This is a genomic window from Pseudomonas sp. B1-22, assembly GCF_050474425.1.
Classification (GTDB): domain Bacteria; phylum Pseudomonadota; class Gammaproteobacteria; order Pseudomonadales; family Pseudomonadaceae; genus Pseudomonas.
Map to the genome: position 1 here is coordinate 379,806 of NZ_JBCHVH010000006.1, position 11,828 is coordinate 391,633.

General features: G+C 66.2%; 10 protein-coding genes. 6 read left to right on the forward strand and 4 right to left on the reverse strand.

Annotated elements, in window-relative coordinates; translation table 11 throughout:
* Positions 1–171 precede the first annotated feature (171 nt).
* From ACQ5BL_RS23750 to ACQ5BL_RS23765, 4 genes are all read right to left on the reverse strand, one after another.
* Positions 172–723 (reverse strand): nucleotidyltransferase family protein, encoded by a 552-nt coding sequence (locus ACQ5BL_RS23750; protein ID WP_243805588.1) that lies wholly within the window; start codon positions 721–723, stop codon positions 172–174.
* Between the two features lie 5 nt (positions 724–728).
* On the reverse strand, positions 729–1,625 hold the full coding sequence (locus ACQ5BL_RS23755) for a PA4780 family RIO1-like protein kinase (RefSeq protein WP_243805272.1): 897 nt from the start codon (positions 1,623–1,625) through the stop codon (positions 729–731).
* 73 nt (positions 1,626–1,698) lie between these two features.
* On the reverse strand, positions 1,699–2,880 hold the full coding sequence (locus ACQ5BL_RS23760; protein ID WP_243805271.1) for a response regulator: 1,182 nt from the start codon (positions 2,878–2,880) through the stop codon (positions 1,699–1,701).
* 65 nt (positions 2,881–2,945) lie between these two features.
* Positions 2,946–5,288, reverse strand: coding sequence for an ATP-binding protein (locus ACQ5BL_RS23765; protein WP_243805270.1), 2,343 nt, complete (start codon positions 5,286–5,288; stop codon positions 2,946–2,948).
* Between the two features lie 124 nt (positions 5,289–5,412).
* Between ACQ5BL_RS23765 and ada the strand changes: the two genes are divergently transcribed.
* The 6 genes from ada (at position 5,413) to ggt (ending at position 11,762) form a co-directional block, all read left to right on the forward strand.
* On the forward strand, positions 5,413–6,474 hold the full coding sequence (gene ada / locus ACQ5BL_RS23770) for a bifunctional DNA-binding transcriptional regulator/O6-methylguanine-DNA methyltransferase Ada (protein ID WP_243805269.1): 1,062 nt from the start codon (positions 5,413–5,415) through the stop codon (positions 6,472–6,474).
* A gap of 306 nt (positions 6,475–6,780) precedes the next feature.
* Entirely contained in the window at positions 6,781–7,689 is a 909-nt protein-coding gene (locus ACQ5BL_RS23775) for a glutamate/aspartate ABC transporter substrate-binding protein (protein WP_243805268.1), read from the forward strand.
* Positions 7,690–7,876: 187 nt separating this feature from the next.
* Positions 7,877–8,623, forward strand: coding sequence for an amino acid ABC transporter permease (locus ACQ5BL_RS23780; protein WP_243805267.1), 747 nt, complete (start codon positions 7,877–7,879; stop codon positions 8,621–8,623).
* Entirely contained in the window at positions 8,620–9,288 is a 669-nt protein-coding gene (locus tag ACQ5BL_RS23785) for an amino acid ABC transporter permease (RefSeq protein ID WP_207884512.1), read from the forward strand. The genes ACQ5BL_RS23780 and ACQ5BL_RS23785 overlap by 4 nt, the downstream gene beginning before the upstream one ends.
* Complete coding sequence (locus ACQ5BL_RS23790; RefSeq protein ID WP_207884513.1) at positions 9,285–10,019, forward strand: amino acid ABC transporter ATP-binding protein; 735 nt, start codon at positions 9,285–9,287, stop codon at positions 10,017–10,019. Before ACQ5BL_RS23785 ends, ACQ5BL_RS23790 begins: the two co-directional genes overlap by 4 nt.
* A gap of 69 nt (positions 10,020–10,088) precedes the next feature.
* A complete protein-coding gene (ggt, locus tag ACQ5BL_RS23795; RefSeq protein WP_243805266.1) occupies positions 10,089–11,762 on the forward strand; it encodes a gamma-glutamyltransferase in 1,674 nt (557 codons plus the stop codon).
* Positions 11,763–11,828: the final 66 nt, after the last annotated feature.

Sequence of the window (11,828 nt, forward strand, 5' to 3'; positions counted from 1 at the left end):
GACGAGAGGGTCGGGGCTTTTGATCTCGTAGGAGCGGAGCTTCTCCGCGAACATCGGCGCGCCCGGAAGGCTTCGCGGATAAGAGCTAGGCGCCCCCATCGCTCCTACAAGAGCCTCCCCGCCCAATCGTAGGAGCGGGCCATGCCCGCGAATCGCGCCCATGGGGCGCTCCTACAAGTGTTCCACCTGCAGGTTGGGCCAGCGCGCCAGCCAATTCTTGGCGGCGAGGCGCTCGCGGTAGATTTCGGGCTTTGCGCGAAAGCGTTCGGTCGGCCGAACGCGCAGCTCCAGCAGATCGTCGATACCCAGCGGCGCCAGCAATTCCAGGCGCTCGTCCTGCAAACGCAGCGCCACCGCCGTGCACACTTCCGGCCAGTGGCGCATCGCCTCGCCGCAGTCTGGGTAGGGAGCATCGCCGTTGCGCAGGTGCATACGGGCCTGGTTGCGCACCGACCAGGGAACATCCGGGCAGGCATCCCACAGCCGGCGTTCCCACTCAAGGTCCGCCTCCGGGACTATGCAATCGGCAGCGAAGTACAGGACGTCCACATCGCTCAGCGGCGTGCTTTCAGCGTGCCCATGCAGCGCGTCCCACACCGCGTTGCGCACGACCCCCGCGGCGACCCAGGCGCCCGCGGGACCGAAGTCCCGCACGGCGCGCAGCAAGCGCATGCGCTCGGGCTGCGCGGCGATCAGGGCAAGGAGCTCGGATTCTCCGCGCAGGGCGGTCAAGCCTGCTCCCATGGCGGGGGTGGCGGCTCGTCGCGGGTTTGCGGCGCGTCCTGGGCGGCACGGCCGGCCTCGCGGCGCGCCTGCTCGCGCAGGGCGTCGGCGATCTCGCGCAGGACCGAGTCGACGTCCGCCTCGTCCTCGGGATCGTCGAAATGGCCGGTCAGCGGGGTGTCCGGCAGCAGCTTCCCTTCTTCGTAAAGCGCCCACATTTCCTTGGCGTAGTGGGTGTACTTGAGTTCCGGGGCGAAGCGGCCGAAATAGGCGGCCATGTTGCCCACGTCACGCTCCAGCATGCGGAAGGCGTGGTTGTTGCCGGCAGCGTCCACCGCCTGCGGCAGGTCGATGATCACCGGGCCGTCCGGTCCCACCAGCACGTTGAACTCGGACAGGTCGCCGTGCACCAGCCCGGCGCAGAGCATCATCACGATCTGGCGGATGAGGAAGGCGTGGAACTCCCGCGCCACCTCGGGCTCCATCTCCACGTCGTTCAGACGTGGCGCGGCGTCGCCGTCCTCGTCGGCGATCATCTCCATCAACAGCACGCCGTCGAGGAAATCGTAGGGTTTGGGCACCCGAACGCCGGCACTGGCCAGGCGGAACAGCGCGGCGACCTCGGCGTTCTGCCAGGCGTCCTCCTGTTCCTTGCGGCCGTACTTGGAACCCTTGGCCATGGCGCGCGCCTGGCGGCTGTTGCGCACCTTGCGGCCTTCCTGATACTCGGCGGCCTGGCGGAAGCTGCGCTTGTTGGCTTCCTTGTAGACCTTGGCGCAGCGCAGCTCGTCGCCGCAGCGCACCACATAGACCGCTGCTTCCTTGCCGCTCATCAGCGGTCGCAATACTTCGTCGATCAGTCCGTCTTCGATCAGCGGCTCAATGCGTTTCGGGGTCTTCATCGGGCTTCCTGGCATACCTCTCTACGGGCGCTGCGCACCTTATACGGCAATCCCCGTCGGCCGCCCAGCGCGATCAGGGGGCGGGCGGGGTCAGTTCAATGTTTTCGATCACCGCATCCTCCAGGCGCAGCAACTCCAGCCCCAGGGCCTCGTCGCTGTCGGCATAGCGCAGGGCGATGCTGGCGAAGCCTTCGGCGGCCTCGCTGAAGGCCTCCACCATGCGCGGGTCGAACTGGCTGCCGGCGCCGGCCCTGATCCGCGCCGCCGCTTCGTCCGGCCCCAGCGAGGCGCGGTAGGCGTGGCGGCTGGTCATCTCGTCATAGCAGTCGATCAATGTCAGCATCCGCGCGGCCATCGGGATGCTCTCGCCGGCCAGGCCTTCCGGATAACCGCGGCCATCCCAGCGTTCGTGATGGCTGTGGGCGATCTCCTTGGCATAGCGCAGGAAATCGGCCGGATAGCCGAGCTTGCGCTCCGCCGCCGCCAGCGCGTCGCGGCCGACCGTGGTATGGCTCTGCATGATCTGCTGGTCGGCCTCATCGAGCTGGCCGGGGTGGTGCAGGATACGGTCGGGCACCGCCACCTTGCCGATGTCGTGCAATTGCGCCGAGCGCGACAGCAGTTCGATGTTCTCCACCGAGAGTTCGCTGGAGAACTCGTTGCGCAGCGCCAGCGTGCTGCCCAGCAGGCGCATGTAGTGTTCGATGCGCACCAGGTGCTGGCTGTGGGCGTTGTCGCGCAGGTCGCAGAGGGTCGCCATGGCTTCCAGCGTGGCATCCTGGATGGCCTGCAGCTCGCGGGCGCGGCGGCGCACCTCCAGCTCCAGGTACTCGCTCTTGTCGCGCAGGAAGTCGGCGTTGGCCTTGAGGTTGAGGTGCGCGCGGATGCGCGCCAGGGTCACCGGCGGGCTGATCGGCTTGGTGATGTAGTCCACCGCGCCCAGGTCCAGGCCCTTCTGCTCGTCCGAGGCGTTGACCATGCCGGTGAGGAAGATCACCGGGATGTCGCGCGTGGCGGGGTCGGCCTTGAGCTGCCGGCAGACCTCGTAGCCGTCCATCTCCGGCATCATGATGTCGAGCAGCACCAGGTCCGGGCGCGGATCGCTCTGCATCAGGCGCAGCGCCTTGGCGCCGCTGCCGGCGACACGCACCTGATAGCGGTCCATGAGCAGCTCGCTCATCAGCATCAGATTGTCCGGCTGGTCATCCACCACCAGGATCAGTTCCTGTTCCGGCCGGTCGAGCATGCTATCCATTGCGTTCCCCTTATTGATCAGACTGCCACGCGGCGCCAGATCGGACCTTTCATCCGCGCCGGCGTTCAGATCCTGATATCGCGATCCCGGGCGAGATTCACCAGGTTTTCCAGGGCGCGCTCGAACTCGAAGCGCCTGACGTTCGTCGCGATGCCCTCGTACCCCTCATTGAAGACGCTGCGCAGCAGGCTTGCACGCTCGCCCAGCAAACGCCCGGCGCGCGGGTCATCGGCGGCCAGCAATTGCGCCAGGCGCCGGCACACGCGCTCGACCTCCACGCCCTCGGTGGGCGCGACCGGTGCGTGCGACACCTCCGCGGCCGCAGGCTCGGGCGGCGGTAGCGCGGCCTGGCTGATGCTGTCCAGGTTCAACTCCTGCGCATCGTCCACCCGCCCCATCGGCAGGCGGCACCAGAACAGGCTGCCCTTCCCCGCCTCGCTTTCCACTCCGACGCTGCCGCCCATCGCCTCGGCCAGCCGCTTGCAGATCGCCAATCCCAGGCCGGAGCCGCCGTAGCGCCGGGTGATCGAGCTGTCGGCCTGGCGGAACGATTCGAACAGGCGCTCCTGCTGAGCCGGGGAGATGCCGATGCCGGTGTCGCGCAGGCCGAAGTACAGCTGCAGGCTGTCCTCGTCGTCCTGCTCCAGTTCGACGATCAGCGCCACTTCGCCACGCTCGGTGAACTTCAGCGCGTTGTTGGCGTAGTTCATCAGGATCTGCCGCAGGCGCAGCGAATCGCCCACCACCTTGGCCGGCACCCGCGGATCGATCTCGCAGCGCACCGCAAGGCCCTTGCTCGCCGCGCGGATGCTGAGCAGGTCGAACAGCTCGCCGAGCATGCGTTCCAGGTCGAAATCGATGTGCTCGAACTCCAGCTTCCCGGCCTCCACACGCGACAGGTCGAGGATGTCGCTGATCAGCTCCAGCAGGTACTGGCCCGAGCCCTGGATCTTGCCCAGATAATCCAGCTGCTGCTGGTCCAGGGTCGTCTCCTGCAGCAGGTGCGCCAGGCCGATGATGATGTTCAATGGCGTGCGGATTTCATGGCTCATGTTGGCGAGGAAGTCGCTCTTGAGCTGCGCGGCCTCCTCGGCGAGGTCGCGGGCCTGGGCCAGCGCCACCTCGGTGGACTTGCGCGCGGTGACGTCGCGACTCACGCCCACCAGCCCCAGGACGCGCCCCTGGTCATCCTGGAAGGCGCTGCGCAGGGTATCGAACAGCACCTGTCGGCCGTCCGGGTAGATCACCCAGCCTTCGCTGGCATAGGGTTCCCTGCCGGCCAGCGCCTGGTGATCGCGCTCGTGCCGGCTGGCGCTGGCATTGCGACTGAACAGCTGGCGGTCGCTGCGCCCGACGATCTCGTCCGGCTGGCGGCCGAGACAATCGGCGAACGCCTGGTTGACCCCCAGGTAGCGGCCCTGGGTGTCCTTGAACCAGATCGGATCGGGAATCGCGTTGATCAGCGCCGCCAATGTACTGCGCTGGCGGCGCTCCTCGGCTTCGGCGCGGGCGCGCTCGGCGACCTGGATCGACAGGCGCCGGTTCCACACCAGGACGAAGGTCAGCAGCGCGAGCACGCCCACCACCCAGGGCCAGGCGATCTGCAGCAGGTGCATCCAGTCGAACATGCCCAGCGTCGGCAGCCAGCGGGCCTGGATATCCTCCTGTTCGGTACTCGAGATGCTGCCCAGGGCACGGTCGAGCAGCGGCACCAGCGGGTCCAGCTCCTTGCGCACGGCAAAGCGCACCTGGCTGTTGCCCAGGCCGCTGTCGCCACGCACCTCCAGGTTGGTCAGGTTCAACTGCTCGACCAGGTAAGTGGAGGTGATCAGGTTGCCCACATAGGCATCGGCCTTGCCGGTGGAAACCGCCTTCAGGGCGCCGTTGGAGTCGTCGCTGATCACGAAGACGATGCCGGGCACGGCCTTCTCCAGCAACTCCTGCACGGCGTAGCCCTGCTCCACCGCCACCCGCCGTCCGGACAGGTCGTCGAGCGTGCGGATGGTGCTGTCGCGGCGGGCGAAGATCAGGCTGCTGGTCAACAGGTACGGCTGGGTGAAGCTCAGGAAGCGCTTGCGCTCCTCGGTCATCGCCACCGACGGCACCATATCCACTTCACCGGCGTGCACGGCGGCCAGCACGTCCTCCCAGGTGTTGTAGATGACAGGCCGGACCTTCATGCCCAGGCGCTCGGAGATCAGTTGCAGGTAATCGGCGCTGATGCCGTGGAACTGGTCGAACTCGTCGATCACTTCGAATGGCGGCCAGCCGGCACGGAACAGTCCGACGCGGATCGGTTCGTGGGCACTGATGAAGGCCCGTTCCTGATCGTTCAGCGCCAGGCTCTCGGCATGCGCCGGAGCGTACAACGTGACGAGCAGCAGGCAGCAGAAGCAGAATCGAAGCAAGGCAAGGTTCTCTGAAGGCGGACACCGGCAAGCGTAGTCCGCAGTTTGAAAACGCGATGCGGATTGCCCGCACACGGCGCGGGACAGACAATTTCCCCAACGCCGAATTCCATGGAGACTCGCCATGATGAGCATCGACCTGAATCCCGAGCGCTGCTGGCAGGCCGTCTGCGAGCGGGATGCGCGCTTCGAGGGGCGCTTCGTCTTCAGCGTGCGCTCCACCGGCGTCTACTGCCGCCCCAACTGCCCGGCCCGCCGCCCTTCGCGCGGCAACGTGGCCTTTCATGAAGACCCGGCCGCCGCCGAGGCCGCCGGCTTCCGCCCGTGCAAGCGCTGCTCGCCCAACGGCCCGAGCCCCCGCGAACAACTGGACGCACTGGTCGCCGCAGCCTGTGAGCTGCTCGACCGCGCGGAAAAACCGCCGACCCTCGACGAGCTGGCCGGCCGCATCGGCCTTTCCGCCTCGCACCTGGCCCGCGCCTTCAAGGCCCGCACCGGCCTGACCCCGCGTGCCTGGGCCGAGTCCCGGCGCGAACAGCGCCTGGCTGCCGCCCTGCCGCAGGCGCGTTCCGTGCTGGATGCCGCCCTCGAGGCCGGCTACTCCGGCACCCGAGCCCTCTACGAAAGCGCCACCCCACTGACCCCGGCACAGCGCCGGCAGAAGGGCGCCGGTGAGCGTCTGCGCTATGTCATCGCGCCCTGCCCGCTGGGCCAGATGCTGCTGGCGGCCACCGACAAGGGCGTCTGCGCCCTGCTGTTCGCCGATGATGCCGCCGAGCTGGAGCAGCAGCTGGCCGAACGCTTCGGCGCCGCCGAGCGCGTGCGCGACGACGCGGGGCTGGGCGACTGGCTGCAGCAGGTTCTGGCGCAGTTGGCCGAGCCCGAGCAGGCCGCCCACCTGCCGCTGGACCTGCACGGCAGCGCCTTCCAGCTGCGCGTCTGGCGCGCCCTCACGCGCATCCCCAGTGGCGAGACGCGGCGCTACGGCGAGCTGGCGGAACAGCTCGGTAGCCATCCGCGCGCCATCGCCCGCGCCTGCGCCAGCAACAGCATCGGCCTGCTGGTGCCCTGCCACCGGGTGGTCGGCAGCGCCGGCGAAGGCGGCTACCGCTGGGGGCTGCCGCGCAAGCGCGAGCTGCTGCGCCGCGAAGGGCTGGCCGCCGCACAGGTCAGCGACCAGGACTGAGGTCCGATCCCATGGAACCGCCGCCCCGCTCCGGCGGTTCCGGCACCTGGCGCGCCTCTCCAGGAGGAGCTCTCGCGCCACTCGTTCGGATTTCCGAACGCGAATTGGCCGAATATCCGGATTACCGAACAGCGCGCCACGCACCAGCCTCGGCCATTAATAAAAATATCCTTTATATTCAGTCAGTTAAAAACAAATACAGAAGTTGGCACAGAGCCTGCTCCTGTCCATCCGAGCATGCGGCATGGCTACCCCATCGCCAGTCGCAGGACTGAATAACAAACACAACCAGTCGAGGTAGATTCCATGCGTTTCGCACCCCGTGCGTTGGGCGTCGCCATTGTCGCGGCCCTGCTCGCCACTCCCGTCGTCGCTGAAGAGCTCACCGGCACCCTGAAGAAGATCAAGGACTCCGGCACCGTCGTCCTCGGCCACCGTGACGCCTCCATCCCCTTCTCCTACCTCGCCACCGATCCGCGCCAGCCGGTTGGCTACTCCCACGACCTGCAACTGAAGGTCGTCGACGCCCTGAAGAAAGAGCTGAACATGCCCGATCTGAAGGTGCGCTATAACCTGGTCACCTCCCAGACCCGTATCCCGCTGGTGCAGAACGGCACCGTGGACATCGAGTGCGGCTCCACCACCAACAACCTGGAGCGCCAGAAGCAGGTCGACTTCTCCGTCGGCATCTTCGAAGTGGGCACCCGCCTGCTGACCAAGACCACCTCGGGCGTCAACGACTTCTCCGACCTGAACGGCAAGAACGTGGTGACCACCGCCGGCACCACCTCCGAGCGCCTGCTCAAGCAGATGAACGCCGAGAAGAAGATGGGCATGAACATCATCTCGGCCAAGGACCACGGCGAGTCCTTCCTGATGCTCGAATCCGGCCGCGCCGTGGCCTTCATGATGGACGACGCGCTGCTCTACGGCGAAATGGCCAAGGCCAAGAACCCGGCCGACTGGCACGTGGTCGGCAAGCCGCAGTCCTACGAGATCTACGCGTGCATGGTTCGCAAGGGCGACGCGCCGTTCAAGCAGGTGGTCGACAAGGCCATCGCCGACACCTTCGCCTCGGGTGAAGTGAACAAGATCTACGACCAGTGGTTCATGAAGCCGATTCCGCCGAAGAACCTGAACCTCAACTTCCCGATGAGTGATGAGCTCAAGAAGCTGATCGCCAATCCGACCGACAAGTCTGCCGAGCAGATGTAACGGTCGCGCGCCGTTCCGCCCACAAGGCAGAACTGTGCGGGGGACCGGGAGCGCACGCCACGCGCTCCCGAGCCCACTCCTCCTGATGACGATGCCGGAACATCCGCTACCCGCGGGTGGCGGGACGCTGCATGCCCGCTTCCGGCTTCGAACACCGTGAAATGTCTTACCCGAGGGGAAACCCGTCATGGATTACAACTGGGACTGGGGCGTGTTCTTCAAGTCCACCGGGATCGGCGATGAGCGCTACCTGGACTGGTACATCACCGGTCTGGGCTGGACCATCGCCGTCTCGCTCGCGGCCTGGGTCATCGCCCTGGCGCTCGGCTCGCTGCTGGGGGTGATGCGCACCCTGCCCAACCGCTGGCTGTCGGGCATCGCCACGGCCTACGTGGAGCTGTTCCGCAACGTGCCGCTGCTGGTGCAGCTGTTCATCTGGTACTTCCTGGTGCCGGACTATCTGCCGCAGCCGATCCAGGACTGGTTCAAGCTGGGCATCGCCCCGGAAACCTCGGCCTTCATCAGCGTCGTCGTGTGCCTGGGCCTGTTCACCGCGGCGCGGGTCTGCGAACAGGTGCGCACCGGCATCCAGGCGCTGCCCAAGGGCCAGCTCGCCGCCGCCAGCGCCATGGGCTTCCGCCTGCCGGCGATCTACCACCACGTGCTGCTGCCGCAGGCCTTCCGGATCATCATTCCGCCGCTCACCTCCGAGTTCCTCAACGTCTTCAAGAACTCCTCGGTGGCCTCGCTGATCGGCCTCATGGAGCTGCTCGCGCAGACCAAGCAGACCGCCGAGTTCAGCGCCAACCTGTTCGAGGCCTTCACCCTGGCCACGCTGATCTACTTCACCCTGAACATGAGCCTGATGCTGTCCATGCGCATGGTCGAGAAGAAGGTCGCGGTACCAGGCCTGATTTCCGTGGGAGGTAAATGATGGACTTCAGTCAGATCGTCCCCGCCCTCCCCGGCCTGTGGGAAGGCATGCTCACCACCTTCCAGCTGATGATCCTGGGCGTGCTCGGCGGCGTGGTGCTGGGCACACTCCTCGCGCTGATGCGCCTGTCCAACAGCAAGCTGCTGTCGAACATCGCCGGCTTCTACGTGAACTACTTCCGCTCGATCCCGCTGCTGCTGGTGATCACTTGGTTCTACTTCGCGGTGCCCTTCATCCTGCGCTGGATCACCGGCCAGGACACTCCGGTGGGCGCGTTCACCTCCTGCCTGGTGGCCTTCATGATGTTCGAGGCGGCCTACTACTGCGAGATCGTCCGCGCCGGCATCCAGGCCATCCCGAAGGGCCAGATCGGCGCGTCCTACGCCCTGGGCATGACCTACGGCCAGGCCATGCGGCTGATCATCCTGCCCCAGGCGTTCCGCAAGATGACGCCGCTGCTGCTGCAGCAGAGCATCATCCTGTTCCAGGACACGTCGCTCGTGTACTCGGTGGGCCTGATGGACTTCCTCAACGCCGCCCGCTCCCGTGGCGACATCATCGGCCAGCCCCATGAGTTCCTGATCTTCGCCGGTCTCGTCTACTTCGTCATCAGCTTCGCCGCGTCCTTCGGCGTGAAGCGCCTGCAGAAAAGGTTAACCGTATGATCTCCATCGATAACGTCAGCAAGTGGTATGGCGACTTCCAGGTTCTCACCGACTGCAACACCCAGGTCGCCAAGGGCGAAGTGGTGGTGGTCTGCGGTCCGTCCGGCTCGGGCAAGTCGACCCTGATCAAGTGCGTCAACGCGCTGGAGCCCTTCCAGAAGGGCGACATCACCGTCGACGGCACCTCCATCGCCAATCCGAAGACCGACCTGCCGAAACTGCGCTCGCGCGTCGGCATGGTGTTCCAGCACTTCGAGCTGTTCCCGCACCTGTCGATCACCGAGAACCTGACCATCGCCCAGCGCAAGGTCCTGGGCCGGAGCAAGGAAGAGGCGATGGACAAGGGCATGAAGCTGCTCGACCGCGTCGGCCTCAAGGCCCATGCGCACAAGCACCCCGGCCAGCTCTCCGGCGGCCAGCAGCAGCGCGTGGCCATCGCCCGCGCGCTGGCCATGGACCCGATCGTGATGCTGTTCGACGAACCGACCTCGGCGCTCGACCCGGAGATGGTCAACGAGGTGCTCGACGTGATGGTCCAGCTCGCCCAGGAAGGCATGACCATGATGTGCGTGACCCACGAGATGGGCTTTGCGCGCAAGGTCGCCGACCGGGTGATCTTCATGGACCGCGGACAGATCGTCGAAGACTGCCCGAAGGAGGAATTCTTCGGCGACCTGAAGAACCGCGCCGAACGCACCCAGCAGTTCCTGGCCAAGATCCTGCCGCACTGATAGCCCCGGTACGCCCCCAGAGGGGCGTACCAACCTCACCTGAAACACAACAATAAATAAGGAAGGTCCATGCGTCTGATCCACTTCACGAAACTGCCCCTGGGCGTCGCGATCCTCGCCGCCAGCTCCTCGGTCTTCGCCGCCACCCTCGACGGCGGCGCGGTAGCCGCGCCGGACCAGTACGGCGCCAAGGTCGCCGCCGAGATCCTGAAGAAGGGCGGCAACGCCGTCGACGCCGCGGTCGCCACCGCCTTCACCCTCGCGGTCACCTACCCCGAAGCCGGCAACATCGGCGGCGGCGGCTTCATGACCTTGTACATCGACGGCAAGCCGTACTTCCTCGACTACCGCGAGATCGCGCCCAAGGCCGCGACCAAGACCATGTACCTGAACGACAAGGGCGAGGTGATCGAGAACCTCAGCCTGGTGGGCACCAAGGCCGCCGGCGTGCCGGGTACCGTGATGGGCCTGTGGGAAGCCCACAAGCGCTTCGGCAAACTGAAGTGGAGCGAGCTGCTGACCCCGGCCATCGGCTACGCCAAGACCGGCTTCAAGGTCGCCGACCAGCAATACCAGTACCGCCAGGACGCCATCGCGCTGTTCAACGGCAAGACCAACTTCGGTGACTACTTCGGCACCATGAAGCCGGGCCAGACCTTCAAGCAGCCGGAACTGGCCAAGACCCTGGAGCGCATCGCCGACAAGGGCCCGGACGACTTCTACAAGGGCGAGACCGCCAAGCTGCTGGTCGCCCAGATGAAGCACGACGGCGGCCTGATCACCCAGGAAGACCTCTCCGGCTACGAAGCCAAGTGGCGCGAGCCGATGCGCATCGACTGGCAGGGCAACACCCTGTACACCGCGCCGCTGCCGAGCTCCGGCGGCATCGCCCTGGCCCAGCTGATCGGCATCAAGGAACAGCGCGCCGCCGACTTCAAGGGCGTGGAACTGAACTCCGCCAAGTACATCCACCTGCTTGCCGAGATCGAGAAACGCGTGTTCGCCGACCGCGCCGACTACCTGGGCGACCCGGACTTCTCCAAGGTGCCGGTGGCCCAGCTGACCGACCCGGCCTACATCGCCAAGCGCGCCACCGAGGTCAACCCGAACGCCATCTCGCCCACCGAGAAGGTCCGTCCGGGCCTGGAACCACACCAGACCACGCACTTCTCCATCGTCGACAAGGACGGCAACGCCGTCAGCAACACCTACACCCTGAACTGGGACTTCGGCAGCGGCGTGGTGGTCAAGGGCGCCGGCTTCCTGCTCAACGACGAAATGGATGACTTCAGCGCCAAGCCGGGCGTGGCCAACGCCTTCGGCGTGGTCGGCAGCGATGCCAACGCCATCGAACCGGGCAAGCGCATGCTCTCCTCCATGAGCCCGAGCATCGTCACCCGCGACGGCAAGGTCAGCCTGGTGCTGGGTACCCCCGGCGGCTCGCGGATCTTCACCTCGATCTTCCAGGTGCTGAACAACGTCTACGACTACCACCTGCCTCTGGAGAAGGCCGTTGCCGCGCAGCGCGTGCATCACCAACTGCTGCCGAAAGACACTATCTACTACGACGCCTACGCACCGCTCACCGGCAAGGTCGCCGACGAGCTGAAGGCCATGGGTTACAAGCTGGAAGACCAGGGCTGGAACATGGGTGACATCCAGGCCATCCGCGTCGACGGCAAGGCCCTGGAAACCGCCTCCGATCCGCGCGGCCGCGGCATCGGCATGGTCGTAAAACCCTAAGCCTGCGAGAGCGCAGCATGTGGTATCCGAGCCAGTCCATCGCCGTGCCCCGGCGCTGGGCTGGCT